This window comes from Jannaschia seosinensis, assembly GCF_001408515.1.
GTDB lineage: Bacteria > Pseudomonadota > Alphaproteobacteria > Rhodobacterales > Rhodobacteraceae > Jannaschia > Jannaschia seosinensis.
In genome coordinates this window covers 1-26,370 of the sequence record NZ_CYPR01000157.1, presented here as the reverse complement: position 1 = coordinate 26,370, position 26,370 = coordinate 1, and the positions used below count along the sequence as shown (strand labels likewise).

The window sequence follows — 26,370 nt, the reverse complement described above, 5'->3', positions numbered from 1 at the left end:
CACCGTCATGACGGAATCCGCTCAGGTCCGGGACCTGAGGCAGATCGGAGCGGGCGCGGGTCTTGAGCCCGCCCGTATTTTGCACGGCGCCGATGATCACTTCTTCTTCCCGAAACCCGACAGGCCAGGGGTCAGGCCACCGCCGCCGAGACCGGGCATGCCGCCGGGCATCCCCTTCATCGAACCCATCTGCTTGGCCGCGGCCTCCAGCTGGGCGGGATCCATCTGGCTGGGATCGGGCATGCCGCCCTTGCCGCCCATCATGGCCATGGCTTTCTTGAGCATGCCGCCCTTGCCCATCTTCTTCATCATGTCCGCCATCTGACGGTGCATCTTGAGAAGCTGGTTGAGTTCGGACACTTCAAGCCCGGCGCCCCGTGCGATGCGCTTCTTGCGGCTGGCCTGGAGGATCGCGGGATTGGCGCGCTCCTTCTTGGTCATGGAATCCACGAGGGCGATCTGGCGGACGAGAACGCGGTCGTCGAAGCCCGCCTTGTCCATCTGCTTGGCCATCTTGCCCATGCCGGGCATCATGCCAATCACGCCCTCCATGCCGCCCATCTTCTGCATCTGGACGAGCTGGCCCTTGAGGTCGTTCATGTTGAACAGCCCCTTCTGGAACCGCTTCATCATGCGTTCCTGGGCCTCGAGATCGGCGGTCTCCTGCGCCTTCTCGACCAAGGCCACGATGTCGCCCATGCCGAGAATGCGGCCGGCGATGCGGTCGGGATCGAAGGTTTCAAGCGCGTCGGGCTTCTCGCCCGTGCCGACGAAGCGGATCGGCTTGCCGGTGACGGCGCGCATCGACAGGGCCGCACCGCCGCGGCCGTCGCCGTCCATGCGCGTCAGGACGACGCCGGTGACGCCGACCTTGGCGTCGAATTCCTCGGCCACCTCGACGGCGACCTGACCGGTCAGGCCGTCCACCACCAGAAGCGTCTCGCGCGGCTGCACGGCGGCATGAACCTGCGCGACCTCGTCCATCAGGACCTGGTCGATCTGCAGCCGTCCGGCCGTGTCGAGCATGTAGACGTCGTAGCCGCCCAGCGACGCCTGCTGCTTGGCGCGCTTGGCGATGTCGACGGGGGACTGGCCCGGAACGATGGGCAGGGTGTCGACGCCGATCTGGCCGCCGAGAATTGCCAGCTGCTCCATCGCCGCGGGGCGGTTCACGTCGAGCGACGCCATCAGGACGCGCTTGCCCTCGCGGTCCTTGAGGCGCTTGGCGATCTTGCCGGTCGTGGTCGTCTTGCCGCCGCCCTGCAGGCCGACCATCAGGATCGGCGCGGGCGGGTTGTCGATCTTGAGCGGGGGGATGCCCTCCTCGCCGGCGAGGATCTGCTTGAGTTCGTCATGGACGATCTTGACGACCTGCTGGCCCGGGGTGATCGACTTCGTCACCGCGGCGCCGGTCGCCTTTGCGGTCACCCGCTTGACGAAATCGCGCGCCACCGGAAGCGAGACGTCAGCCTCCAAAAGGGCCACGCGGACTTCGCGCATGGCGGTGCGGACATCGTCCTCGGTAAGCGCACCCTGCTTGGTCAGGCGGTCGAAGACGCCGCTCAGGCGGTCTGACAGGCTCTCGAACATGGGCGATCCTCCTCGGATTGGACAGCCCCCCAGATGGGATCGCCCGGCGTAATGCGCAAACGCCCCCGCGGGCGCAACGCGCTGGCGGAGGGCGATCCCCGTATTCGGGGACCGGAAGGCCGATGCTTCCGGATCGGTGGGGCGGCTACGCGATCCGGAAGCCCGCGTCAAGGCAAAGCGTCGGTGGGGGCCGCGACGGTATGCCGGTCATGGTCCGGTTCCGGGTGGCAGCGCCCGCTTTCAATCGGCCGCCGTCGCGGTCGTGACGCCGAATTCGTCGAAGCCGCCGTAATACTTGTAGCCCACGAGATCGAAGACGACGATGCCGATGAGCACGATCCCCGAAAGGGCCGCCATTCGATTGAGCGAGTGCCACTCGCGCTTCTGAGAGAAGGTCTGCATGTGCGCGCTCCGGATATTTTCGTCTGCTGGAGCAGGTAGGATACCCGATATGGCGGAAATGAGGAGGCGGCGGGGCTTTGTCGTGCCGCCTCCCGAAGGCAGCTCAGGCGGCGATGGCCGCGATCTGCGCGTCCGCCTGCGCCACGGCCTCGTCGCCGCGCGCCATCAGCTGGTCGGCCGAGATGACGGTGACATCGGTGATGCCGATGAAGCCCATGATATGGCGCATGTAGCCCGACGCCCAGTCGATGTCGGACCCGACAGGCGTGCCGCCGGACGCCACGGCCAAGATCGCGCGCTTGCCCTCGAGCAGGCCGATCGGCCCATCCTCGGTATAGCGGAAGGTCACCCCCGCCCGGCAGACGAGGTCGATCCAGGACTTGAGGCTGGAGGGGATCGAGAAGTTGTAGATCGGCACGCCGATCAAGATCGTATCGGCGGCCCGCAATTCGTCGATCAGCGTGTCCGACAGCGCGAGCGCGGCGCGCGCCTCGTCCGTGCGCTGATCCTCGGGGGTGAAATTCGCGGCCAGCCAGGTGCCGCTGAGATGCGGCAAGGCGGTGCCGCCGATGTCGCGGCGGATGTCGGCGCGGCCGACCTGCTCCTCGATCCGGTCGAGAAGCGCGCTGGTGGTGGAGCCTTCGGTCTTGGCCGAGCTGTCGATGCGCAGGATGGTCATGGAAATATCCTCGGGTTTGCAAGTCTCGGGGCTAATTGGCGACTTTCGGGCGACGCGCAACTGGAGGGCGGCCAACAATCGCTGTGCGCCCATGCGGGGGATCTTGTCTTGACGCGCGGGCGGCGCGAGTATGCACGCACAGGAGGGGCCGATGGCATTCAACGATTGGGACGAGGTTCGCACCGCCTATCAGGTGGCCCGTCTGGGCACCGTATCGGGCGCGGCACAGGCGCTGGGGGTGCACCACGCGACGGTGATCCGGCATGTCGACTCGCTGGAGGCGAAGCTGGGCACCAAGCTGTTCCAGCGGCATGCCCGCGGCTACACTCCGACCGAAGCAGGGCAGGATCTGCTCAAGGTCGCGCAATCGACCGACGACCAACTTGGCCAGCTCGCCAACCGCATCAAGGGCCGTGGCAACGAGGTGACGGGCGAGTTGATCATCACGTCGCTCGCCGTGCTGGCGCCGCTGCTTTCGCCCGTGCTGGCCGCCTTCCGGGAGGAGCATCCGGAGGTTACGATCAAGTTCCTCACCGACGAGCGTGTGTTCCGCCTCGAATATGGCGAGGCGCATGTGGCGATCCGCGCCGGCAGCCCGCCGGACCAGCCCGACAACGTGGTGCAGAAGTTCTACATGCAGGGCTTCGCGCTCTACGCCTCGCAGGCCTATATCGACCGCCACGGCCTGCCCGACAGCCTCGACGACGTCGGCGATCACGTCTTCATCGGCTCGGCGGAGGAGACGCCGCGTGCGCCGTTCTTCGCCTGGATGAAAAAGCACATCCCCGCGCGCAACATCGGGTTCCAGGTCAACCAGATCACCGCGGCGCGACCGGCGATGGAGGCCGGGCTCGGCATCGGGTTCTCGACCACGTGGTCCGAGCAGCAGCGCGAGGACATCGTCCAGGTCTTCCCGCCGCGGCCGGAATGGAACAGCCAGCTCTGGCTCGTGACGCATGTGGACCTGCACCGCACGGCGAAGGTGCAGACCTTCCTCTCCTTCCTGAAGGACTGGGCGACGCGCTGGCCGGTGATGGAGGGCGATGACGGGCCCGGCACGGCGGCCTGAAATGGGACCGGCGGCGCGGGGGCACCTCGCGATGCTCCTATTCTCCGCACTGGTCGCCGGGTCGTTTCCCCTGGGCGCGGCGGCGGCGAATGCCATCGCGCCGGTGGCCCTGAACGCGGTGCGGTTCGCGCTGGCCACCGCGATCATCGGGGCGGCGGTTCTTGTGCGGGGCGGGGGCGGGCGCGCGGCGCTTGCGGCGCCGTGGCGCTACGGGGTGCTGGGCGGCGTCTTCGCAATCTACTTCGTGCTGATGTTCGAGGGGCTCAAGACCGCCGCGCCGGTCTCGGCGGCGGCGGTGTTCACGCTGACCCCGATCCTGACGGCGGGCTTCGCATGGCTGCTCCTGCGGCAGGTGACGGGGCCATGGGTCGCGGCGGCGCTGGCGATCGGGGCGGCGGGGGCGCTGTGGGTCATCTTCGACGCGGATCCGGCGGCCTTGCGCGCCTTCGACGTGGGGCGCGGCGAGGCGGTCTACTTCGCCGGATGCGTGGCGCATGCCGCCTATACGCCGCTGGTACGGCGGCTCAACCGCGGCGAGCGGGCGCTGATCTTCACCTTCTGGACGCTGGTGGCGGCGACGGGCCTGCTTATGGCGGTCGGCGCGCCGGCCATCGCGGCGACGGACTGGACGGCGCTTCCGCGCGCGGTCTGGATCGCCATCGGCTACACGGCGATCTTCGCCACGGCGGGAACCTTCACGCTGCTGCAATATGCGGCGCTCCGGCTGCCGGCGGCGAAGGTGATGGCCTATACCTACCTCGTGCCCGCCTGGGTCGCGCTGTGGCAGATCGCGCTGGGCCAACCCGCTCCGGCCGCCGGGATCCTGGTGGGTGTGGCGCTGACGGTTCTGGCGCTGGTGATGCTGCTGCGGGAGGTGTCGGCCGCCGGAGCGCGGGGCTGAAATTCCTTGCTCAATGGGTCTTTCTGCTCAAGGCTGGCGGAATGGCCCGAGGCGGAGAGGCGCCGCGGGCCGGGGGAAACGATCTTGAAGGGATGGCAAGATGACGGAACAGATCGTCGTGGGATACGACGGCAGCCCAAGCGCACGGCGTGCCGTGCAATTCGCACAGGACGCCGCACTGGCCCGGGAGGTGGGGCTGATCGTGGCGCATGTTCTCGAATGGTCGCCCTACACCTTCCTGTCGCCTCAGGAGCTGGAGGAACGGCACATGCGCCGCGAGGAGGAGCTCAAGCGCGCCGATCACGCCATCCTCAGGCCCTTGATCATGGAACTGGAGAGCCGGGGGGGCGGGGATATCACGACCGTGTCCCGCTTCGGCAACATCGCCGAGATGCTCGCCCGCATCGCGAGCGAAACCAAGGCCAGCCAGATCGTCATCGGACGGACGGGCCACTCGTCGCTGGCCTCGCGGCTCTTCGGGTCGGTGGCGGGGGCGCTCGCGCAGGCGGCGCCGGTGCCGGTGACGATCGTTCCATGATTTCCGCTCCGGAAAGGAGACCTTCGATGCACAAGACAACGACAATGGCCGCCGCGGTCGCGCTTCTGGCGCAGCCGGCGATGGCGCAAACCCTCGACGATCAGATCAACTCCATCTTCGCCGCGTCCACGGGCTGGTTCGTGAGCCTGATCTTCTCGTCCTTCCCGGGAACCAACTTCCCGTGGATCGTCGGCTGGCTGGTGGTCGCGGCCCTCGTCTTCACGATCTACTTCGCCTTCATCCAGTTCCGCGCCTTCGGGCATGCGATCGCGCTGGTGAAGGGGGATTATTCCGACCCCAACGATGCCGGCGAGGTCAGCCACTTCCAGGCGCTGGCGACGGCGCTTTCGGGAACCGTGGGCCTCGGCAACATCGCCGGCGTGGCGGTCGCGGTGGGCATCGGCGGGCCGGGAGCCACGTTCTGGATGATCCTTGCGGGTCTTCTCGGGATGGCGACGAAGTTCACGGAATGCACGCTCGGTGTGAAATACCGCAACGAATATCCCAACGGCAAGGTGTCGGGCGGGCCGATGTACTACCTCAAGAAGGGGTTTGCGGAGCGTGGCGTGCCGGGCGGCGGATTTCTCGCGGTGATGTTCTCGATCTTCTGCATCCTCGGCGCGCTCGGCGGCGGGAACATGTTCCAGGCCAACCAGGCCCATGCCCAGATCGCCGGCGTCGTGGGCGACTACCCGGGCTGGATCACCGGCGTGGTCTTTGCGACGATCGTGTTCCTCGTGATCGTGGGCGGCATCAAGTCCATCGCGCGGGTGACCGAGAAGGTCGTGCCCTTGATGGGCGTGCTCTATGTCGGCGCGGCGCTGCTGATCATCCTGATCAACTTCGATCAGGTCGGTGCGGCCTTCGGCATGATCTTCGCCGGCGCGTTCACGGGGCTCGGCGTGGCGGGCGGCTTTGTCGGGGCGCTGATCCAGGGGTTCCGGCGCGCGGCCTTCTCCAACGAGGCGGGCGTGGGATCGGCGGCCATCGCCCACTCGGCGGTCCGCACGAACGAGCCGATCACCGAAGGCTTCGTCTCGCTTCTCGAGCCGTTCATCGACACGGTGGTCGTCTGCACGATGACCGCGCTCGTCATCACGATCACGGGCCAGCTCATGATCGATCCGGCGACGGGGCTGTTCATCCTCGACGAGGCGGGGACGGGAATCATGACGATGGGCGGCAATACGGGCGTGGCGCTGACCTCGGCGGCGTTCGCATCGGCCTTCGACGGGTTCCAGTACGTTCTGGTCGTGGCCGTGGTCCTGTTCGCCTTCTCGACGATGATCTCGTGGTCCTACTACGGGCTGAAGGCCTGGACCTACCTCTTCGGCGAGGGGCAGACGAAGGAGATCGTCTTCAAGGTGATCTTCTGCATCTTCACCGTGATCGGTGCCGCGGCGGGTCTCGGCCCGGTGATCGACTTCTCGGATGCGGCGATCTTCGCGATGGCGGTGGTGAACATCATCGGGCTTTACGTCCTGATGCCGGTCGTGAAGCGGGAGTTGCGGAGCTACCAGAAGCGGTTGAGCACGGGCGAAATCCGCAAGTTCGTGTAAGCTGCGTGTCGCGCGGGGGCTTCCGGCTCCCGCGCGATGGCCGCCCCGCCGGAAGACCGAAAAGAAGCGGTCAGTCGCGGCGATGACGATTTTGAGGCTGCCGTTTACGGTGCCGTCCCTCGGGATGTGACGTCGGGCCCGAAACATGCCGCGTCCGGCTCGTGACAATGCCGCATAAATCTGTCAGACCAATTCAGGCTTCAACCAGACAGCGGGACCACATGCGCGACGGAAAGACTGACACCGTACGTTCGGTCCCAGTCGTCGCAGTGGGCGGGTCGGCGGATGGCATCGACGCCGTGATCGGGATCCTGTCCCGGTTCCGGCCTTCGGACCGTGCCGCCTGTATCGTGATCCAGCATCGGGAGTTGGATCGGAAGCCGGCGCTCCACGACTTGCTGCAGGCGGAATGTGCCGTTCCCGTCCTGCAAATCCTGCACGACGAGCTCCTTCGCCCGGGCCATATCCATGTGCTGCCGCCGGGCAGGATTGCGGAACTCGAGGGGGATGTGCTGCATCTCCTCGACCGGGCGGGGCCGGAAACGACAGCCGATCCGTTCGACCACTTCCTCGAAAGCCTCGCCCGGGCGCGGGGGCGCGACGGTCATGCGGTGATCCTGCCCGGGGCGGGACCGGAAGGGGCGGCGGGACTGCGCGCGATCAAGGAATCCGGCGGCCGCGTCATCACACAGAAGCGCGAAGGGCAGGAGGGCTCGCAGATGCAGATCGACGAAGTCGAGATGTTCTTCGCCGCCCTGCATGATGAGCGTGAGGAGTTCCCGCTCGGGCCGGGTCCGATGACCGGCGTGACGGAACCCTTGCGCGATCCCGCCAATCTGCCACGGGTTGCGACAAGGCCAGCCGCCGGACCTTTTCCACGTGGGTCCGCGTCTCCCTTCGCCGTCCTTTCCGGCGCGGGAGAAGTCCGCTTTCTGTCGCCCGAGATGCGCCACTTCGCGCAACCTGCGCCGTCGAAGCCTATGGATGCAGTTCTGATCGACGACCTGCACGACCCTGTCCGCGACGCGCTGTCCGCCGCCGCACGTTCGGGCGAGGAGCGGACCGTCGAGGACATCCGCCTGCGTGGAGAGGCGGGGGGCGCCCAAACTTTCGACATCACCGTCAGCCCGATGCGGCCGGACGCCGACGAGTATCTTCTGGTCCTGACAGAAGTGCCGCACCTTGAGACGGCGCTGGCGGGCGAGACGGCCGACCGCGACCCGCTCGAGCTTGAGAACGCCCGCCTGCGCCGGGAGCTGGCGGCGACGCTTGCGGCATCGAGGGCCTCGGGGCAGGATCTCAGGCGCGCCAACCGGGAATTCGAGGCGGTCAATTCCGAACTGCGCGAAAACAACCAACAGCTTCAGCGTGCAAATTCGGACCTAAAGAACCTGTTCGAGGCGACCGACCTTGCCATTCTGTTCCTAGACCGCGATCTGCGCGTGCGCAATTTCACGCCCGCGACCGCCGCGCTCTATACAGTCGCGCCGCGCGACATCGGCCGCCCGATCTCAGACCTGCCCTCGCGGATCGATTACCGGGAACTCCACGACGATGCGGAGACGGTCCTCGCCACGCTTCGGCCGCTGGACCGCGAGGTGCGAATTCCGCAGACCAGCGAGACCTTCCTGCTGCGGATAAAGCCCTACCGGACGATCGACGACCGGATCGACGGCTACATCCTGTCCTTCGCCGACATCACGATCCGCCAGCGCTACGAGCAGCGGCTGGAGCGCAAGCGCCGCGACCTCACGGAGAGATATGCCGAGCTGGAGAACCTCTACGACACGACGCCGGTTGGTCTGGCGCTGGTCGACCGGGGCATGAAGCATGTGCGCATCAACCAGATGCTTGCCGACATCAACGGCTTCTCGATCGAGGAGCATATCGGGGCGACGTTCTCCGACCTGATGCCCGATCTGGCCGAGGATCTGGAGGCGACGCACCGCCACATCTTCGAGACCGGCGAGCCGAGCCTGAACAACCTCATCGAGACGACCGTGCCGGGCAATCCGAACATGGTTCGCAGCTTCCTCGCGGATTTCTACCCGGTCTTCGTCGATCACGAGGTGCATGCCGTCGGCACCTGCATGCGGGAAGTGACCGACGAAACGCGCCTGTTGAACGAGGTCGCCGAGAGCGAGGCGCGGATGAAGCGCATGTTCGACGCCTCGCCGGTCTTCATCGCGATCTTCGAGGGGCCGGAGCATCGCTACGTCTATTCAAACCCGCTCAACGACCGGATCGTGGGCGGCCGGAACCTGATCGGCCTCCCCCTTCTCGAAGCGATGCCGGAGCTTGAGGGCCAGCAGGTCATCGAGTATTTCGACCGGGTCTATCACACCGGAGAACGTCAGGCCGCGAGTGAAGTCTGTGTGTCCTTCGACCGAAACGGCGACGGTCAGGTCGAAGACCTCTGGATCGGCCATTCGCTGGATCCCGTCCTCGACGGAAGCGGCAACGTCACCGGCGTCATCAGTTTTGGCTATGAGCTGACCGAGCAGATCGAGGCCCGCCGCCGCGCCGAAGCCAGCGAGCGCGACAAGACGCTGCTCCTGGCCGAGTTGCAGCACCGCGTGAAGAACAGCCTCGCCACGGTGCGGGCGGTGTCGCGTCTTCTTCTTCCGGGGGCGGAGGACGCCCGGAGCTTCCACGACCGCCTTGGCATGCGCCTCTCGGCGATGGCGCGCACGCATGACCTGCTGACCGAGGCGGATTGGGTCCTGACCGACTTGCATGCCCTCGTCGTGGCCGAGGCCACCCCCTACGAGCGGGCGCCCGGCCGGCGGGTGCGCATCGCGGGCGACCCGATCAAGCTCGACAGCCGCGAGGCCTCGGCCTTCGGCATGGCGCTGCACGAGATGATGACGAATGCGGCCAAATATGGCGCGCTGTCGAATGCGGACGGACATGTCGAGGTCGAGACGACGGATGGCGGCGAACCCGGCACCCGGCGGCTGATCTGGCGCGAGGTGGGTGGCCCGCCCGTCACCGACCCGGGCGATCGTCGCGGTTTTGGGTCGATCGTCATCGAGAAAGTGCTGGTTTCCGACGTAAAAGCCGAGATAACCATGAATTACGCGCCCGCCGGGCTCGAACTTGATGCCACGTTCTAAACCTTCGACCTGCAGGGGGGCCTTATGACGGAAGGCGAAATTCTCGTCCTCGAGGACGAGATGCTGATCGCGATGGATATAGAGGCGACGCTTCGCGATGCCGGCTATGAGAATCTGCGCGTTTGCTCCAGCGCATCGGATGCGCGTGCCTATCTGGACGAACATACGCCGGTGGTGGCGGTGCTCGACGTCAATCTGGGCCGCGGCGAGACCAGCTTCGATATCGCGCGGGAGTTGCATGCGCGCGGCTGCCCGCTTCTGTTCATGTCCGGCTATACCGCATCGACGGTTCAGCTTCCCGCGGAACTCGACGATGCGCGCCGGCTCTCCAAGCCATTCGCCGACCGCGATTTGCTGGCCGCGCTGTCCGAGGTCGTTCCGAGCTGATCGCGGCCGGGGCCGGATCGGCAGCCCCGGCCGATGGCGTGCCGGGGCTACCGGTCAGAGCACGCGGGCGATCTGCTCGGAGAGCTTGATCCAGGCGGCCTCATGCGCGGCGATGATGGCGGTGTAACTCGTCACCTCCGCAACCGGGGCGGTGATCAGGAACGGCTCGATCCGGTCGCGCCCGGTCTCGGACTTGAATGCGTAGGTGCCCGTCATCCGCAGCACGCCGTTCGCCTGAACGATCATGTCGTCCACGAAGATCGAAAGCTCGATCTCTGGAAACCCCGATAACGGCCAAGGCTCGGCGGCCACCTGCGCGTCGGTGATGACGTTGAGATTGCGCACCATCGAGGCCAGCATCGCCCGGTCGGGCAGATCGGCCCAGAGCCGATCGGTATCCGTCGAGAGGCTGCCATCAGGCTGCTGGATCGGGATTTCCTGATTGATCGCGTATTCGGGGATCGAGATCCTGTTGATCTGCACGCTCTCGGCCCCGACGGCGACGCGCAAGTCCGACTGCGCGGGCGGCGGCGCGAAGTAGAGCGTCTGTCCGCAGCCGGCGAGCAGCGCGAGGGGCAGCGCGAGGAGAAGAGATCTGGTCATGGCCATCACCGTCCGAGCAGAAGGGAATTCGGGTTGCGTTCGATCGTCCGGGCCAGCGAACTGACATCCTCGGCGGCACGCACGGCGGCGCGCAGCGCGGAATAGAGTTCGGTGTTCACGCGGCTGCCGGCCGAATAGGTGTCGAGCAGCGTTCCCGCATTCCCCGCCACCGTCTGAAGCCGCTCGACGAGTTCGGGCAGGTCCGTCGCGGCCGTGCGGATGCTGTCGGCGGCCTCGGCGGCGGAACTCAGCGTGGTGTTGAGGTTCTCCAGCGTCCCGCCGGTGCGGATCGTCTCGATGGTCAGGCGCAGTTCCTGCAGGGTCTCCGACAGGACGACCGGCACGTCGCCGGCCTCGTCGGAGGAGAGGAACAGATCCGCCGTGCGCATCAGGTCGGTCGTCGAGGTCACCAGATCGTTGAGCGGCAGGTCATTGGCCGTCGCCGCCAGCGCGCTGAGCCGCTGCGCCAGAACCTCCGCCTCGGCCAGCACGCGTTCGGCGCTATCCGTCAGGGCGGGCAGCTCCTCGGTCGCCCCGGCCACGCTGGTCGCGGCCTCGGCTGCGGCGTCGAGCGCGGCGGTGAGGCGGGCGGCGGCATCCGCCTCCGTCAGTTGACGCGTGATCGCGCGGATGTCGGTGCTGACCGCGGCGAGGTCCGCGAGGATCGTCTCGATCGCCGGATCCGCGACCAAGGCGCGGCCCTCGCGGATCAGCTCGACCGCCTCACCGGGGAGGGCCTGCGTGTCTTCGGAGGCGACGACGCCCTCCACCCCGTCGAGCACCCGTTGCGTCGAGGCGGCAAGCGCGTCGAGCCCTTCGGTCCCGGCGGCAATGTTTTCCGCCGCTGCGGTCGCGGCATTCAGCGCGCTGTCCAGCGTCGCCGCCAATTGCCGCCCCGCGACGTCGGCCGTGATCGCGCGCAGATCGCCCGTAGCTGCCTCGATATCGGTCAGCACGCCCGCCACCTGCGGCGAGGACAGGATGTTGCGCCCGTCGCGGACCAGGCCCTGACCGTCCGACAGCAAGGCCATCACCTCCGACGGGATCGCCCGCGTCGCGTCGTCGGCGGCAATCCGGTTGACGTTGTCGAGCAGATCCGTCGCCGAAGCCAGAAGCTCCTCGATAGGCAGGTCGTTGATCCGCGTCAGGACGTTCTCGGCGCTGGCGGCAAGGCCTTCCACGTCGGTCTCGATGCTGGGGATGATCGGGTTCGCGGCGATCCCGATCTCCAGCGCCTGCCCCGGAGCGGCCTCCGGCACATCGATCAGGTCGATGGCGAGATCGCCGCCCAGGATCGACGTGGAAACCAGCCGCGCGCGCAGGCCCTCCGCGACCAGATCGTCGATGAAGTCAATCCCTTCGAGATTGTTGCCCATGTTCGGCAGGCCCATCTTTGCCGGAAGCAGCGACATGACCGCCAGAAGCTGCACCTCGCCGGTGGGCTCGTCGGGGCGGATGAAGCCGGTCACGGCCGTGACGGTGCCGACGCGCACGCCCTGGAACCGGACGGGGGCCCCTTCCGTCAGGCCGGAAATGGCCGCGGGAAACAGCGCGCCCATCGTGATGGACCGCCCGTCGGGCGCGGCGAAAACCGAGGCGCGGGCCGATTCCAGATCGTCGTAGATGTTGTAGATGTAACCCGCCTGAACCGGTGCGCCGCCCGAAATCAGCGTGTCGAAATTGACGCCCCCCTCGAGGATCGAGGCGACCGATCCGATCCGCAGATCGACCCCGCTCGCCCCGAGCGACGCGGACACGCCCGAAGCGTCCCAGAACCGGGTCGAGGTCGAGAGTTGCCGGTCATAGGGCGCACGTACGAAGGCATCGACCCGCACCTCGGTGCCATCCACGGTCAGGCGCGGATCCGCGACCTCGCCCACTTCGATCCCGCGATAGAGGATCGGTGCGCCGGGCCCGAGGCGCGAGCTGTCCTGCGCACGAAGCACGATCGCCGTGCCCTCGACCCCCGGCGGCACGATGGGCGCCCGGTCGGCCCCGATGAAGGTGGTTTGCGGATCGCCGACCTCGTTGTCCCAGGTGCCCTGGATATAGGTGCCCGACAGGATGGTGTTCAGGCCCTCGACCCCGCGGGCCGTGACCTCGGGCTGAACGATCCAGAAGGAGGCGCTCTCGTCGAGATAGGGCGCGATCTCCGCGTTGACCCGGACATAGGCGATCACCTCGCGGAGGTCGGCGGTAAAGCCGATATCCTCGACCACGCCGACGCTCACTTCCCGGTAGCGCAGCGTCGTCTGGCCGGCCGTGACGCCGGAGGCATCGGGAAAGACGATCTCGATCAGGACGCCGCGATCCTGCCAGGACTGCCAGGCGATGGCGACCGCGATGATGATCGCGACGAACGGGACCAGCCAGACGGCCGATACGACGCCCCGTCGCCGCCCGCGGCGTTCGACATCGGGCGCGGCAGGGCGGGCGCTGCGGTCGGGATCTTCACTCATGGCTGGCGGTCTCGATCTCGTCCCAGATGCGGCGGCTGTCGAAACTCATGGCCGACAACATGGTGAAAACGACCGATAACGCGAAGGACACGGCGGCGATACCCGGATTGATCGTCGCGAGAAGGTTGAATTGCACCAGCGCCACGAGGATCGCGACGACGAAGACATCGATCATCGACCATCGCCCGATCCATTCGACGAACTCGTACAGATGCAGCAGCGTCTTCGGCTTGATCCCGTGCGCCCGGCGCACGACCAGCGCGAGATAGGCGATCGCGACGAACTTGCCCACCGGGATGATGACCGAGGCAAAGAACACGATCCCCGCGACGAAATAGGCCCCGTGATGGGCCAGCTCGATCACGCCGCCGACGATCGTGTCCGCGCTTGCACGGCCGAGCGTTCGGGTGATGAGCATCGGGTAGAGGTTCGCCGGAATGTAGAACAGCAGACCCACGAGCCACCACGCCCAGACGCGCTGCAGCGACGTGCGGTCCCGGCTCTCCAGAAGGGCCCCGCAGCGCTCGCAGATCTCGGCATCGATGGGCGAGACCGCCGTGCATTGGCGGCAGCCGACCATTCCCGCATCGCGGGCGGTATGGGCGTCGAAGGCCCCGCCATGCGACGGTCCGCTCATGCCGTGTCCTCACGCCGGGCCCGCTTGACCTGGCGCGCATCGTCGAGCGCGGACCAAACCGCGTGCTTGGTGAATTGCGTGTCCTTGACCGCGTTGACGAAGACCACCGCGGCGAAGGACCAGAAGGCCGGCCCCATCGACAGGGTCGCCAGATCGGCCAGCTTCACCAGCGCGACCGCCACGCCGACCATGAAGATTTCCGCCATCGCCCAAGGCTTCAGCGCCTCGGCCCAGCGCAGGGCCGTCCGCGCGCCCGGAAGCGGATCGCGGTCGAAGCTCAGCGGCCCCAGCGCCCAGATGAGCGTGGCCAGCCGCGCGACCGGCAGGACGATGACGAAGAACGCCACGGCGATGGAGAGCGGCGCCATGACGCCGCCGCTGAAGCTCATCACCGTCTGGAACACCGACGCGCGGCTGGTGAAGACGCCATTGCGAAGTTCGAGGAACGGATAGAACACGACAACGCCCATCAGGATGAGCGACGTCGTGGCCAGGACCACGATCCGGACGATCGCCTCGGGCCGGTCCACGGCGATGATCGTGCGGCAGCGGATGCAGCGCAGCCGCGTGCCCGGCTCGATCTCGCCCACCTCGTGCAAGGCGTCGCAGACCGGACAGCAGACAAGATCGTCGCGCGCCGCCATCAGTAATCCCGCTCGAAGAACACGCCGAGCGACGTGTCCCCGGCCGCGCCCGTCGCGCCGCGCACCGTGAGATTCGGCGTCACGTCGAGGTTGAGCGAAATCGACGCCGCGCCGTCCTGATCGACCTGCACATCCGTGTAGACGTTGTCGGACAGGTACTTGCCCGCCCGCAGGCCGACATTTCCCTCCGCATCGGTGGTCACGTCGAGGTCGTCGAGCCCCGTGCTGCTGCGCAAGTCGTTCAGAAGCCCGGCTTGGCCGCGGCCGGCCAGGGTGGCGATGGAATTCGCCAGTTGCAGCGCCTGTACCGGCGAAAGCTGGCTGAGGTCGCGGCCGAAGAAGATCTGCGCGACGACCTCCTCCTCGGGCAGTTCGGGCACGCTTTCGAAGCTGACATCGATCTCGCTGGGCGGGCCTTCGATCACGATGGACGCGGTGACCGTATCGGTCACCGTCGTCGCGACCAGCCGGACGATCGGCACGAAACTACCGGCGAAAGAAATCGACCCCTCATCCAGGGCGAAGCGCTGGCCGAGCAGGTCGAGACGTCCGCGGATAAGCCGGAATCCTCCCGCCGCGATCGGGTTTGCCGTCGTCCCCGTCAGACGCAGATCCCCGCCGAGTTCGGCGTTGAGGCCGCGCCCCCGCACGAAGATCTCGCCGGGCGCACGGATGGTCAGGTCGAGCGGGTAAGCCGGCCCGCCACCGCCGCGCGCGTCTTCCGCGTCGGACCCGCGGTTCAGCTGGTCGGCGCGCGCCAGCGTCCGCTGCACCGGCCGGGGGATGCCCAGATGCTCGATCTCGGGCAATTCCCCGATCGCGGTCAGCCCCGAGGCCGGCACGACGATCTCCGCCTCGTCCACCAGAATGTCGCCGGAGATGGTCGCGCCGCCGGTCAGCGGGCCCGTTACCGCGATCCGCCCCTCCAGATCGGCGGTATAGAGCGCCGGGTCGTCGAGCGTGATGTCGAATTCCGCCGAGAGATCGGCGTTGAACGGCGCGCTCAGCGTGATCGGCCCATCGATCGACAGGGTGCCGCCAGCTTCCGGCGATCCGGTCAGCGCGATCTGCGCCCGCCCGCCCGAAAGCGTGACCGTGGCCTCGATATTCTCCAGCCTGTTGCGCGCCGTCGGAAGAACCAGAGCGGCGTCCGACGTGCGGATCGTGCCCGATACCGCGTCGAGGCCCGCCGGCCCCGTCACGTCGAGGTCGAACTGCGCCACGCCCGTCAGCCGCTGCGGCGCGAGGATGCCATTGGCGAGACCCAGCGGCGCGGCCCCCTCAACCGACAGGTCGAGCGTGCCATCCGTGCCGATGGTGCCGTCCACCGCGGCATTCGTCCCCGCCGGGCCGTCGAGATCGACATCGAGCGCCCAGGCGTCGCCCTGCTGCGTGGCCGTCCCCGACGCGCTGAGCGGGCCGGAAATCTCCGGCACGATCCGGCCGATATCGGGCACCGACAGCGTGAACTCCGCCGAGGGCGCCCCGCCGGTCAGAACGCCCTGCGCGTCGAGCGACGCGTTCAGCGGGCCGGACGCGTCCAGATCGACGTTCCAGTTGCCGCCCTGCTGGAACAGGCGGCCCGACGCGTCGAGCGCACCGTCGAGACCGGGCGCGAAGGGCGCCACATTCGCCACCGACAGGTCAAAATCCAGATCGGCCTCCGGCCCCGTCGCGATGCCGTCGACGCTGGCCGAGATGCCCTGTGCGCCATCGACATCCGCCGCGACGCGCCATTGCCCGTCGACCTGCTCGGCCACGACATCGTAGGTCAGCGGCCCCGCAAGCTGCGGCACAAGCGCGCTCGAATCGGGGATGCGCCCCTCCGCGGTGATCCGCGGGCCGGGCCCGGTCAGGTCAACGCTCACGTCGAGCGTCGCATCGTAGGGGCCGGTCCCGTTGAGGTCGATCACGAAGCCGTCCTCGGTCTGCACCGCCTCGCCCGTGACCGACAGGCCGCCGGGCACGGGGGCGAGCGGCGACAGATCGTCGATGTCGGCCGTGAAATCCACGCGCAGCGGCTGCTCCGTCAGGACCGTCTCGGCGGTCACGACCGCGTCGTAGGGTCCGCGCGCCTCAACCTCCAGCGCCCAATCCTCGCCCCTGCGCGCCAGCGCACCGTCGAGGTCCAGCCGCCCCTCGATGGCGGGCACGAAATCCTGCACTTCCGGCACGGTGGCGACATATTCCAGCCGCGCCGCCGGGCCGGTCACGACACCCTCGGCGCGCGCAGTGATGCCGGACGGCGCGTCCGCCGCGACGTCGACGGCCCATTGCCCGCCCGGCTGCGTCACCACACCCGACAGCGTGACCGGACCCTGCAACGCATCGAGATCCGCGACCGCCGGGACCGGGTCGGAGAGATCGGGCAGGCGCGCCTCGAACGCGATCTCCACCGCGTCGCCGGTGACCGGGCCGGAAATTTCGGCCGTGGCGCCGTAGGGGCCCGCCGCATCGGCCTCCACCGACCACACGCCGCCGCGCGCAAAGGCCCGGCCGTCAAGCGACAGCGCGCCCGGCACGCCTTCGGCATAGGCCGACAGGTTCGGCACCTCGGCGGCGAAGGTGATGTCGGGGCTGTCGCCGGTCAGCGCGCCGCTTGCGGACACGGTCACGCCTTCGGGCGCGGTGGCGGCCACGTCGCCCTGCCAGATGCCCGCCGCATTCTGCGCAAGATCGGCCTGCAGCGTCACCGGCCCGTCGAGCCGCGGATCGATCACCGTGCCGTCGGCGATCCGCGCGGTCAGTTCCGCGGCGCTGGTCTCTCCGGTCTCCGCGTCCTCGGCGATCAGACGGGCCTCGCCCGAGACCGTCAGCTGCGGGTTCTTGAGGGACAGCGCCTCGAGGAACGTCCCCTCGACCGTGCGCCGCGCCGCGAGATCGAGCGTCGTCTCGCCCGCCAGCAGGCCATCGACCCGCTCGATCCCGAACGCCAGATCGCGCGCCAGCGCCTCGACCGACAGATCGAAGCTTCCCGCGATCGGCGCGATATCGCCTGACAGCGTCACCTCGCCTGAGCCCGCGAGATCCTCCAGCCCGGCCAGTTCCGAGAATTGCGAAAACGCCGCGATCTGCGCCACGAGGTCGGGCGACACGGTCAGCGGCGCCTCCGGGTCGGTCGCGTCGATCACGACCCCGCCCCGCAGCCCGTAACCCGACCCGTCGAGAACCAGATCGGCGATGCGCACCGGCGCCCCGGCTTCCCACGCGACATCGCCCGTCAGCGCCACGTCGGAGCCCACCGCGCGGGCAAGCGCGTCGTCGGCAAGGTCCAGCCCGATCAGCCGCGTCTCGACCGCGCCCGTCGCCGCCGCGACGATGCCGTCCTCGCGCGCCAGCGTGCCGGTCGCGCGGAGGGCGGCACGGGCGAAGGCAAGCGTCGGCGCGTCGTAGTCGTTCGCCGTCAGGACAAGCCGCCAATCCTCGGAGACCGACGCGTCGTGGCGCAGCAGGAACGCGGCGCGCCCCAACGTCGTGGCCTCGCCCACCGGCAGCAGGACAGGCGTTCCGTCATCGGCCGAAATCTCGCCCGTGATGTCCAGCAGCGTGGGCCAGCCATCCGCCCCGATCACCGCCTCGCCCGAGAGCGTCAGCGCCTGCGTATTCACCTCGAGCGTGTCGAGCGCGATGCGCCCGTCGTCGTAGATCGCCCCACGGGCCAGCAGGCCGACCTCGTCGCCGAAGAACGCCCGGTAGCGCGGCGCGAAGAGGGAGGTGACGTCGCCGTCGAGATCCACCGCGAAGCGCCGGCCGTCCTCGATCCCCGAGAGGGTGACGTCTCCGCCAATCCGCTCCACCCCGTCGGACGCGATCGCCACGTCGGCCTCGAAATCGTCGAGCGGGCCGGACCCGTCCACCGTCAGCCGGATCGCCGGCGCGCCAGGCAGTTGCAGCAGCGTCGCCGCGATGCCGCCTTCGCCCTCGGCGATGTCGAGATCGACCGAGAGTTCCTCCGTCTCCGCCCGGTAGGCGGCCTCGATCGAGAAGCTGCCTTCGACGTCGTCGAGCCTGCGTGCCTCGAGCGTCACGCTTCCCGACCCTTCGTCCAGCTCCGCCGACGCTTCCAGCGTCAGCGCCAGTTCCTGCCCCACGAGCGGCGCACCCAGTTCGATCCGCTCGGCGTTCAGCCGGTCGATATCGACCGAGACCGGCAGGTTCGGCAGCGAAAAGCCCCCCGAGGCCCCCGCATCTGGCAGCGCCTCGACCCCTTCGGGCGGCAGCGGCGCACGCTCCACCCGGATCAGGCCGGCCGAAAGCTCCTCGACCTCCAGCCGCCCGCGCAGCAGCGCCGAGCGGCTCCAGTCGAGGACGACATCCTCCAGCCGCAGCCAGACCCCCTCGTCGTCGGAGACCTGCAGCAGGTCGAGCGATGCCTGCGACGACAGCGCCCCCTCGAACCCCTCCAGCCGCACCTGCAGGCCGGGCGCCGACAGGTTGTCCTCGATCAGGCCGACGATGAAGCCGCGGTCGCGCGCCGCCTCGGCATCCTGTGCGGAAGCAGGTGACGCGACGGCGAGCGCCACGGCGAGAGGGGCGAGGAACTGTTTCATCAAAACGCCTGTCCTATGCCGATATAGACCGCGGCCCCGCCGTCATCCTCCGGCCCGGAGACGGGAAAGCCCACGTCGAGGCGGATCGGTCCGATGCCGGTATCGTAGCGCAGGCCCAGACCCGCGCCGGTATGGTCCCGCCCGTCCGAGAAGCCGCTGTCTTCGGATATGCGGCCGTAATCGAAAAAGCCCACCACGCCGATATTGCCGGTCACATCGCGCCGCAACTCCGTCGAGAGCCCGAGGAAGGAGCGGCCGCCGATCGTGTCGCCCCCGGCAGTCTCCACGCCGAGCGACTGGAACTCCTGGCCGCGGACCGTGCCGCCGCCGCCGGAGAAATAGAGCGTCTCGCCCGGCACCTCGTCGATGTCGGGACCGATGACGGAGCCAAGTTGCAGCCGCGCCGCGACCACCGTCCGCCGACCCTCGCCGAAGCCCTGATAGCCGCGCAGGTCGGCCTCGAAGATCGTTCCCGTCCCCGAGGTGCGAAAGCCGTAAAACGGCTCCAGCCCCGCCTCGACGTAATAGCCGTCGCGCGGGTTCAGCGGGTCGTCGCGCCGGTCGTAGGTCGCCGCGAGCGGGAAGGACAGGTTCGAGAATTCGCGCGTGCCGAGCGCGTCGGTCGTCTCGCTGTAATCGTAGCCGATGCCGTAGGAATAGCGGAACTCGTCGGACACGATCCGCCGCGCGCCGGTCTCGATATAGGCGCGGTCCGACGAGAAGTTCGGCTGGTCGAGGCTTTCGACCCCGCCATTCACGAACAGGTCGGTCTCCGGGTTGAAGGTCGCGGGCCGGTTATAGGCGAAGGACAGGGAGTAATCCTCGCCGCTCGTGCGGCCGCCGATGCCCTCGATCTCGCCATCGACGCGGAAACTGTCGGCGAAGCCGGTCAGGTTGCGATGCAGCCAGAACGCGGTGAGGCCCAGCCCCTCCTCCGAGGCGATCTCGGCGCCGACGCCGAAGCGGCGGGGCAGGCGCTCGGCCACGCGGATCGTCATCGGCAGGGTCTCGGACGGCCCGATTTCCTCGGCCTCGGTGATGGCGACGGAGGAAAACGCGCCGGTCCGCTGCAGGCGCCGTGCCGCCTCGCGCACCTCGTCGGGGTCGAAGATCCGCCCCTGGCGCAGGTCGGCGATGCGGGAAATCCGCCCCTCGCGCACGTCGTCCGCCCCGTCCACGAAAACGGGGCCGTATCGCAGGCGCGGGCCGGGTGCGACGGAGAGACGCGCATCGAGCCGCTCCGCCGGATGCCGGGCTGTAATCTGCTCGGCGGCGATCTCGGCCTTGGCATGACCGCGCGCGCGCCAGGCCTCGATGGCGGTCACGGCGGCTTGGCGGATCGGCTCCGTGCCCGCCGGCGCGCCCGACGCGAACCTCTCCGGCAATTCGGTGCCGCGCGGGACCGGCGCGATCTCGGTCGCGCCGAACAGGAATTGCGGCCCCGCTACCACCTCGATCCGCACGACATCCAGACCCTCGTCGCGGCCGACCACGGGCAGGGCGGCGGCCTCGACGCCATCGAGTTCGATGGAAATGGTCGGGCCGAAATGCCCCGCCTCGTACAGGGTGGCCAGCAGGCGCTGGTAGTCGGCCTGCGCGGCGGCCACGATGTCGCGCCGCGCGGCGTCTGGATCGTTCGCCGCCTCGACGGTCAGCGACGCGGCGCGCAGCGCCTCGGTCAGGTCCTCGTCGGCGGCGATCGCCAGCTGCACCTGCTGGCCCGTGGCGGTTCCGGCCCACATGAGGGCCGCGGCGGCGATGATGGATCTCAAGCTGCGGCCCTCACTTCAAGTCGCCCTGGCGCGCGATCCCCGCCGGATGACGAACACGACGGTTCCAGAAGGCGATCCTATCAAGCCTGCGCTCCGGGCAAAAGCGCCGCGTTCGGGGCCAAGACGCCGCAGGCAGGCGCGGGAGGTGTGCGACCGGGTTGCAAGTCCCGCGCGTGCACCGCAATGTCCTGAAATGACCGACACGCCCTATTTCGACGAGATGACGAACCCTGACGGGTCCATCCGCGACGCCTACAAGGCTTATGAAGCCTGGTTTTCGAGCCAGGATCCCGCACATCTGCGCGCGAAGGCCCGCGAGGCGGAGGACGTGTTCCGGCGCACCGGCATCACGTTCAACGTCTACGGCGATCCCGACGCCGCCGAACGGCTGATCCCGTTCGACATCGTGCCGCGCATCATCGCGGCGCGCGAATGGGCGCGCCTGTCCAAGGGGATCGAGCAGCGGGTCCGCGCGCTCAACGCCTTCCTGCACGACATCCACCACCGTCAGGAGATCGTCCGCGCCGGCCTGCTTCCGGTCGAGATGCTCGCCAAGAACGACGCCTATCTCAGCCAGATGATCGGCGTCGAGCCGCCGGGCGGCATCTACACCCACATCGTCGGGATCGACCTCGTCCGCACCGGCCCCGAGCAATTCTACGTGCTCGAGGACAATGCCCGCACGCCGTCGGGCGTCAGCTACATGCTCGAGAACCGGGAGACGATGCTCGGCATGTTCCCTGAGTTGTTCCAGCAAAACCGGGTGCAGCGGGTCTCGAACTATCCCGCCAATCTGCATTCCAGCCTCGCCGCCTGCGCGCCGCCCGCCGCCAACGGTGATCCGGTCGTGGCGGTCCTGACGCCGGGCATTCACAATTCGGCCTATTACGAACATTCCTTCCTTGCCGACGAGATGGGCGTGGAATTGGTCGAGGGGCACGATCTGCGCGTCGTCGATGGCCGGGTGGCGATGCGCACGACCCAAGGGTATCGCCCCATCGACGTGCTGTATCGCCGCGTGGACGACGACTTCCTCGACCCGCTCAACTTCCGCCCCGACAGCTATCTCGGCGTGCCGGGCATCCTTGATGTCTACCGCGCAGGCGGCATCACCATCGCCAACGCACCGGGGACCGGCGTGGCCGACGACAAGGCGATCTACAGCTACATGCCCGAGATCGTCGAGTTCTATACCGGCGAGAAACCGCTTCTGGAGAACGTCCCGACATGGCGCTGCTCCGATCCCGACAGTTTGGCCCACGTCCTCGACAACCTTGAGGAGCTGGTCGTCAAGGAGGTGCACGGCTCGGGCGGCTACGGGATGCTGATCGGGCCGACCGCCTCGAAAAAGGACATCCGCGCCTTCCGAAAGAAGCTGGAATCGCGGCCGGCGAACTACATCGCCCAGCCGACGCTGGCGCTGTCGACCTGTCCGATCTTTCAGCGTACGGGCCTCGCGCCACGGCATGTCGACCTGCGCCCCTTCGTCCTCGTCTCGCCCGACGGGATCGAGATCACGCCGGGCGGCCTGACCCGCGTGGCGCTCAAGAAGGGTTCGCTCGTGGTGAACTCCTCGCAAGGCGGCGGCACCAAGGATACCTGGGTGCTGGGGGATGATTGAGATGACCTGGAAATTTCCCTCAACCAGTTCAACGTCTTGCGCGAATTACCCATGGGTAATCGCTGTCGTCGGTCCCGGAGGTGCGCGCTGATGCTGGGCAAAACCGCAGGCGGCCTGACCTGGCTTTTCCGCTACATGGAGCGGTCCGAGAACCTCGCCCGTCTGGTCGAGACGGGGCACCGCATCGCGCTGACCCGGCCGGACCGGGCCGAAAGCGAATGGACCTCCGTGCTGGAGACGGCATGGGCGCGGCGCGGCTTCGAGGCGCATCACGACCAGATCAGCGCCGAGGCCGTCACCGACTGGCTGCTGCGCGACCGCAACAATCCGGCCTGCGTCCTCAACTGCATCGAGAACGCCCGGATGAACGCCAAGCTCGTGCGCACCGGCCTCACCCGCGAGGTCTGGGAGGCGGTCAACGAATGCTGGATGACGCTGAACGAGGCCCTGTCGCGCCGTGTGACGCCCAAGGACGTGCCGCGCGTCCTCGGACTCATCAAGCAGCGCTCGGCCTTCGTGCGCGGCTCGCTTCACGGCACGATGCTGCGCGACGATGCTTTCGATTTCACCCGGCTCGGCACCTTCGTCGAGCGGGCCGACGCGACCGCGCGGCTGCTGGACGTGAAATACTACGTCCTGTTGCCCACAGCGGCGGGCGTGGGCTCGACGCTCGACAACACCCAGTGGGAGATGATCCTGCGCTCCGTCTCGGCCGAGGCGTCCTTCCGCTTCGTCCACGGGCGGACGCGCCGGGCGCGCGACATCGCGTCGTTCCTGATCTTCGACGGCCGTCAGCCGCGCAGTCTCGCCTTCTGCTACAACAAGATCGGCGGCCATCTGGAGCATCTCTACCGCGATTACGGGACGCGCCTGCCCTGTCACGACATGGCCGACGCGATCTGCCGCGACTTCGAGCGGTTGACCGTCGATGCGGTGTTCGAGCGGGGACTGCACCAGTTTCTTCAGGATTTCCTGCGCCGCAATGCCGAACTCGGCGCGCAGATGGAAACCGATTACAGGTTCGCCAAATGACCCAGACGCATCGCCTGACCATCCGCCACGAGACGACCTACGAATGGTCGAAACCCGTCTCCTACGCGCTTCAGCGGCTGCGCGTCGTGCCCAAGGACCGGCCCGGCCAGAAGATCGTGTCCTGGAACACCGCGATCGACGGCGGCCGCGTCGAGGTCACGTTCGACGACGCCCATGCCAACCGCGTCCAGCTGGTCTCCGTCGAGCCGGGGCGGAGTTCGGTGACGATCACCGCCGAGGGGCAGGTCGAGACGGAGGACCATGGCGGCGTGATCGGCGAGCAGGTGGGCTACATGCCCAAATGGATGTTCCTGCGTCCGACCGATCGCACCCGGCGCGGTCCCGCGACCATGGCCATCGCGCGCGAGGTCCGCGACATCGACGATCAGCTCGATCAGCTGCACCGCCTGTCCGGCGTGATCCGCGAACGCGTCGCCTATCTGACGGGTTCGACCCAGGTCACGATGACCGCCGAGGAGGTTGCGGTCGAGGGCACCGGCGTCTGTCAGGACCATGCCCATATCTTCGTGACCTGCGCGCGGCTTCTCGACCGGCCCGCGCGCTACGTCTCGGGGTATCTCAAGATGGACGACCGCGACGAACAGGACGCCACCCACGCCTGGGCCGAGGCGCATGTGGACGGGCTGGGCTGGGTCGGCTTCGACATCTCCAACGGGATCTCGCCCGATCACCGCTATATCCGCGTGGCCACCGGCATGGATTACAGCGACGCCTCGCCCATCTCCGGCATCCGTCAGGGCGCGGGCGACGAGAGCATGCATGTCCGCGTGAATGTCAGCGAGTCGCAGCAGCAGCAGTAGGCGTTTCCCGCTCCGCGAAGGCATGACGTCCCGCCGCCTCCCACGGGCCGCCGCGATACCACCATAGCCGGAGCGCCGTGCCGTGCCCGTCCCAAGGCACGAAGCCGGCCTGTAGCGTCCGCATCGTCGCCTTGGCCTCCTCGGGGGAGACCTTGTTCTGCACCGTGACATGCGGTCGCTGGGCGCCGCGATCCTGCGGCACGATCTCGAACCCGTCCGAGATACGCGACCGCAGCGGGCCGAGCGCCGGCATCTCCAGCCTGTAGGCCGCCCCACGCCCCAGCGGCATCACCGACACCACGCGAAAGGGCGGGGCCGGCGTGGCGGCGGTGACATGGGCCAGCCGTTCCGCCACCGCGCCCACCCGATCGCCGGGCAATTGGTGGAACAGCGTCACATGCGCGGGCACAAAGTTGCGCGCGGCGGGAAACCACCGCTCCCGTGCCGCGTCGAAACGGGCCTGCGAGAGGGCATCCGCCTCCAGCGTGACGATCAGCGGGTCGGTCATGTCACGCCAACCCGCTTATCCGGCTTGCCGTTCCGTTGCCGATTGCCGCCGCGCGTGGCGCATGCAAGACCCGACCGCGAAACGGATACGAGAACATTCATGACTTATTGCGTCGGCCTGCAACTCGATCGCGGCCTCGTCTTCATGTCGGACACGCGCACCAATGCGGGCGTCGACAACGTCTCCACCTACCGCAAGATGCATAGCTGGGAGATCCCGGGCGAGCGGTCCTTCGTCCTGATGACGGCCGGCAACCTCGCCACGACGCAGGCGGTGGTGAGCCTTCTGGACGAGCGCAACCTCGCTCCGTCGGAGCGCAACCCGACGCTGCTGACGGCGCCGTCGATGTTCCAGGCGGCAAGCCTCGTGGGCGACACGCTGCGCGACGTGATCTCGGCGCAGACCAACGGCAAGCCGAAATCGGTGACGACCTTCAACGCGACGATCATCCTGGGCGGTCAGATCGCAGGCACGCCGCCGCGGCTTTACATGATCTATCCCGAAGGCAACTTCATCGAGGCGGAGACGGACACGCCGTTCTTCCAGATCGGCGAAACGAAATACGGCCGTCCCATCCTCGTGCGTGCCTATGACCGGGAGATGGACTTCGCGCGCGCCGTCAAGCTCCTGATGGTGAGCTTCGACTCGACGATCCGGGCGAACCTGTCGGTGAGCACGCCGCTCGATCTGCAGGTCTACGAGGCGGATTCGATGCAACTGGGCTACAGCCGCCGTATCCTCGACGGCGACCCGGATTGGCGGGCGATCTCGGATGGCTGGTCGGATGCCCTGCGCAGCGCCTTCGACAGTCTGCCGGATGTGGAGCTCTGACGCTTCGGGCCGCATTGATCCGCCGCGCCGGGCCGCTACCCTTGCCCGATGCTTCTGACCGTCCGCGACCTGCGCAAGAGCTACGACACGAGTGACGGCCCGCAATCGGTGTTGCGCGGCGTCTCCTTCGATCTGGCGGCGGGGCGGACGCTGGCGCTGACGGGCGAGAGCGGGTCGGGCAAATCCACCCTGCTGCATCTGGTCGCGGGGCTCGATGCGGCCGATGACGGCACGATCGCGATCGACGGGCGCGACATCGGCACGCTCGACGACCGGGGGCGGGCGGCGATGCGGCGCGACCGCGTCGGGCTGATCTTCCAGCAGTTCAACCTGATCCCGTCGCTGAACGTGGCCGACAACCTGACCTTCCATGCCCGTCTTGCCGGGCGCGATCCGGGCGACACCGACGCGCTGGCCGCGCGTCTGGGGCTGTCGGATCATCTGCGCCTCTACCCCGAGCAGCTCTCCGGCGGGCAGCAGCAGCGTGTCGCCATTGGCCGCACGCTTGCCGCGGGGCCACGCCTCGTTCTGGCGGATGAGCCGACGGGCAACCTCGACGAGGCGACGGGCGATGCGATGCTCGCGCTGATGGCCGATGCCGTGCGCGCGGCGGGGGCGGGCCTTCTGATGGTGACGCATTCGGTGCGGCTG

General features: G+C 68.0%; 21 protein-coding genes. 11 read left to right on the top strand and 10 right to left on the bottom strand.

The features are described from left to right. Positions 1–96: 96 nt before the first annotated feature. The 3 genes from ffh to JSE7799_RS11490 form a co-directional block, all read right to left on the bottom strand. The gene (ffh, locus tag JSE7799_RS11495; RefSeq protein WP_055663729.1) at positions 97–1,590 is read right to left on the bottom strand and encodes a signal recognition particle protein; all 1,494 of its coding nucleotides are present in this window, start codon (positions 1,588–1,590) and stop codon (positions 97–99) included. Between the two features lie 240 nt (positions 1,591–1,830). Continuing rightward, a complete protein-coding gene (locus tag JSE7799_RS21065; protein ID WP_186201923.1) occupies positions 1,831–1,992 on the bottom strand; it encodes a hypothetical protein in 162 nt (53 codons plus the stop codon). A 103-nt stretch (positions 1,993–2,095) separates the two neighbouring features. Beyond that, complete coding sequence (locus JSE7799_RS11490; RefSeq protein WP_055663766.1) at positions 2,096–2,677, bottom strand: FMN-dependent NADH-azoreductase; 582 nt, start codon at positions 2,675–2,677, stop codon at positions 2,096–2,098. 145 nt (positions 2,678–2,822) lie between these two features. On the opposite strand from JSE7799_RS11490, the gene JSE7799_RS11485 reads away from it, so the two are divergent. The 6 genes from JSE7799_RS11485 (at position 2,823) to JSE7799_RS11460 (ending at position 10,241) form a co-directional block, all read left to right on the top strand. Beyond that, positions 2,823–3,740, top strand: coding sequence for a LysR family transcriptional regulator (locus JSE7799_RS11485; RefSeq protein ID WP_055663728.1), 918 nt, complete (start codon positions 2,823–2,825; stop codon positions 3,738–3,740). Position 3,741: 1 nt separating this feature from the next. Further along, positions 3,742–4,641: a DMT family transporter gene (locus JSE7799_RS11480; protein ID WP_055663765.1), complete on the top strand. Its 900-nt coding sequence runs from the start codon at positions 3,742–3,744 to the stop codon at positions 4,639–4,641. 100 nt (positions 4,642–4,741) lie between these two features. Then, complete coding sequence (locus JSE7799_RS11475; protein WP_055663727.1) at positions 4,742–5,179, top strand: universal stress protein; 438 nt, start codon at positions 4,742–4,744, stop codon at positions 5,177–5,179. Between the two features lie 26 nt (positions 5,180–5,205). After that, positions 5,206–6,738 (top strand): alanine/glycine:cation symporter family protein, encoded by a 1,533-nt coding sequence (locus JSE7799_RS11470; RefSeq protein ID WP_055663726.1) that lies wholly within the window; start codon positions 5,206–5,208, stop codon positions 6,736–6,738. A gap of 221 nt (positions 6,739–6,959) precedes the next feature. Next, positions 6,960–9,854: a PAS domain-containing protein gene (locus JSE7799_RS11465; protein ID WP_186201922.1), complete on the top strand. Its 2,895-nt coding sequence runs from the start codon at positions 6,960–6,962 to the stop codon at positions 9,852–9,854. A 24-nt stretch (positions 9,855–9,878) separates the two neighbouring features. Further along, positions 9,879–10,241 carry a response regulator gene (locus JSE7799_RS11460; RefSeq protein WP_055663724.1) on the top strand — a complete coding sequence of 121 codons (363 nt, stop codon included), beginning with the start codon at positions 9,879–9,881 and terminating at the stop codon, positions 10,239–10,241. 54 nt (positions 10,242–10,295) lie between these two features. Here the strand turns inward: JSE7799_RS11460 and JSE7799_RS11455 are convergent, their stop codons facing one another. The 6 genes from JSE7799_RS11455 to JSE7799_RS11430 are packed head-to-tail and all read right to left on the bottom strand — an operon-like array spanning position 10,296 to position 20,906. Next, positions 10,296–10,844, bottom strand: a complete 549-nt coding sequence (locus tag JSE7799_RS11455; RefSeq protein ID WP_186201921.1) for a PqiC family protein — start codon at positions 10,842–10,844, stop codon at positions 10,296–10,298. 5 nt (positions 10,845–10,849) lie between these two features. Next, complete coding sequence (locus tag JSE7799_RS11450; RefSeq protein ID WP_055663722.1) at positions 10,850–13,303, bottom strand: PqiB family protein; 2,454 nt, start codon at positions 13,301–13,303, stop codon at positions 10,850–10,852. Further along, a complete protein-coding gene (locus JSE7799_RS11445) occupies positions 13,296–13,940 on the bottom strand; it encodes a paraquat-inducible protein A (RefSeq protein ID WP_055663721.1) in 645 nt (214 codons plus the stop codon). Before JSE7799_RS11445 ends, JSE7799_RS11450 begins: the two co-directional genes overlap by 8 nt. Continuing rightward, a complete protein-coding gene (locus JSE7799_RS11440; protein WP_055663720.1) occupies positions 13,937–14,584 on the bottom strand; it encodes a paraquat-inducible protein A in 648 nt (215 codons plus the stop codon). The genes JSE7799_RS11445 and JSE7799_RS11440 overlap by 4 nt, the downstream gene beginning before the upstream one ends. Beyond that, the gene (locus JSE7799_RS11435) at positions 14,584–19,134 is read right to left on the bottom strand and encodes a translocation/assembly module TamB domain-containing protein (protein ID WP_055663719.1); all 4,551 of its coding nucleotides are present in this window, start codon (positions 19,132–19,134) and stop codon (positions 14,584–14,586) included. Before JSE7799_RS11435 ends, JSE7799_RS11440 begins: the two co-directional genes overlap by 1 nt. After that, positions 19,134–20,906 (bottom strand): autotransporter assembly complex protein TamA, encoded by a 1,773-nt coding sequence (locus tag JSE7799_RS11430; protein WP_055663718.1) that lies wholly within the window; start codon positions 20,904–20,906, stop codon positions 19,134–19,136. Before JSE7799_RS11430 ends, JSE7799_RS11435 begins: the two co-directional genes overlap by 1 nt. A 193-nt stretch (positions 20,907–21,099) precedes the next feature. On the opposite strand from JSE7799_RS11430, the gene JSE7799_RS11425 reads away from it, so the two are divergent. The 3 genes from JSE7799_RS11425 to JSE7799_RS11415 all read left to right on the top strand — a co-directional run bounded on the left by JSE7799_RS11425 (position 21,100) and on the right by JSE7799_RS11415 (position 24,380). Next, positions 21,100–22,527, top strand: coding sequence for a circularly permuted type 2 ATP-grasp protein (locus JSE7799_RS11425; protein WP_055663717.1), 1,428 nt, complete (start codon positions 21,100–21,102; stop codon positions 22,525–22,527). A gap of 90 nt (positions 22,528–22,617) precedes the next feature. Next, the gene (locus JSE7799_RS11420) at positions 22,618–23,559 is read left to right on the top strand and encodes an alpha-E domain-containing protein (RefSeq protein ID WP_055663716.1); all 942 of its coding nucleotides are present in this window, start codon (positions 22,618–22,620) and stop codon (positions 23,557–23,559) included. Next, a complete protein-coding gene (locus JSE7799_RS11415; protein WP_055663715.1) occupies positions 23,556–24,380 on the top strand; it encodes a transglutaminase family protein in 825 nt (274 codons plus the stop codon). The genes JSE7799_RS11420 and JSE7799_RS11415 overlap by 4 nt, the downstream gene beginning before the upstream one ends. On the opposite strand, the gene JSE7799_RS11410 is transcribed toward JSE7799_RS11415, so the two are convergent. Further along, positions 24,355–24,888, bottom strand: coding sequence for a 2'-5' RNA ligase family protein (locus tag JSE7799_RS11410; RefSeq protein WP_055663714.1), 534 nt, complete (start codon positions 24,886–24,888; stop codon positions 24,355–24,357). The two genes, JSE7799_RS11415 and JSE7799_RS11410, sit on opposite strands and share 26 nt — an antisense overlap. Positions 24,889–24,987: 99 nt before the next feature. Here JSE7799_RS11410 and JSE7799_RS11405 point away from each other — a divergent pair, with 99 nt between their 5' ends. Together JSE7799_RS11405 and JSE7799_RS11400 are read left to right on the top strand one after the other, a co-directional pair. Next, positions 24,988–25,719 (top strand): proteasome-type protease, encoded by a 732-nt coding sequence (locus JSE7799_RS11405; RefSeq protein ID WP_055663713.1) that lies wholly within the window; start codon positions 24,988–24,990, stop codon positions 25,717–25,719. A gap of 48 nt (positions 25,720–25,767) precedes the next feature. Then, the coding region (locus JSE7799_RS11400; RefSeq protein WP_055663712.1) for an ABC transporter ATP-binding protein at positions 25,768–26,370 on the top strand (603 nt) is incomplete at its 3' end.

Bases quoted from the DNA above. Each gene is read 5' to 3' on its own strand.
- ffh (WP_055663729.1), bottom strand. From the start codon at position 1,590: ATGTTCGAGAGCCTGTCAGACCGCCTGAGCGGCGTCTTCGACCGCCTG.
- JSE7799_RS21065 (WP_186201923.1), bottom strand. From the start codon at position 1,992: ATGCAGACCTTCTCTCAGAAGCGCGAGTGGCACTCGCTCAATCGAATG.
- JSE7799_RS11485 (WP_055663728.1), top strand. From the start codon at position 2,823: ATGGCATTCAACGATTGGGACGAGGTTCGCACCGCCTATCAGGTGGCC.
- JSE7799_RS11480 (WP_055663765.1), top strand. From the start codon at position 3,742: ATGGGACCGGCGGCGCGGGGGCACCTCGCGATGCTCCTATTCTCCGCA.
- JSE7799_RS11475 (WP_055663727.1), top strand. From the start codon at position 4,742: ATGACGGAACAGATCGTCGTGGGATACGACGGCAGCCCAAGCGCACGG.
- JSE7799_RS11470 (WP_055663726.1), top strand. From the start codon at position 5,206: ATGCACAAGACAACGACAATGGCCGCCGCGGTCGCGCTTCTGGCGCAG.
- JSE7799_RS11465 (WP_186201922.1), top strand. From the start codon at position 6,960: ATGCGCGACGGAAAGACTGACACCGTACGTTCGGTCCCAGTCGTCGCA.
- JSE7799_RS11460 (WP_055663724.1), top strand. From the start codon at position 9,879: ATGACGGAAGGCGAAATTCTCGTCCTCGAGGACGAGATGCTGATCGCG.
- JSE7799_RS11455 (WP_186201921.1), bottom strand. From the start codon at position 10,844: ATGACCAGATCTCTTCTCCTCGCGCTGCCCCTCGCGCTGCTCGCCGGC.
- JSE7799_RS11450 (WP_055663722.1), bottom strand. From the start codon at position 13,303: ATGAGTGAAGATCCCGACCGCAGCGCCCGCCCTGCCGCGCCCGATGTC.
- JSE7799_RS11445 (WP_055663721.1), bottom strand. From the start codon at position 13,940: ATGAGCGGACCGTCGCATGGCGGGGCCTTCGACGCCCATACCGCCCGC.
- JSE7799_RS11440 (WP_055663720.1), bottom strand. From the start codon at position 14,584: ATGGCGGCGCGCGACGATCTTGTCTGCTGTCCGGTCTGCGACGCCTTG.
- JSE7799_RS11435 (WP_055663719.1), bottom strand. From the start codon at position 19,134: ATGAAACAGTTCCTCGCCCCTCTCGCCGTGGCGCTCGCCGTCGCGTCA.
- JSE7799_RS11425 (WP_055663717.1), top strand. From the start codon at position 21,100: ATGACCGACACGCCCTATTTCGACGAGATGACGAACCCTGACGGGTCC.
- JSE7799_RS11420 (WP_055663716.1), top strand. From the start codon at position 22,618: ATGCTGGGCAAAACCGCAGGCGGCCTGACCTGGCTTTTCCGCTACATG.
- JSE7799_RS11415 (WP_055663715.1), top strand. From the start codon at position 23,556: ATGACCCAGACGCATCGCCTGACCATCCGCCACGAGACGACCTACGAA.
- JSE7799_RS11410 (WP_055663714.1), bottom strand. From the start codon at position 24,888: ATGACCGACCCGCTGATCGTCACGCTGGAGGCGGATGCCCTCTCGCAG.
- JSE7799_RS11405 (WP_055663713.1), top strand. From the start codon at position 24,988: ATGACTTATTGCGTCGGCCTGCAACTCGATCGCGGCCTCGTCTTCATG.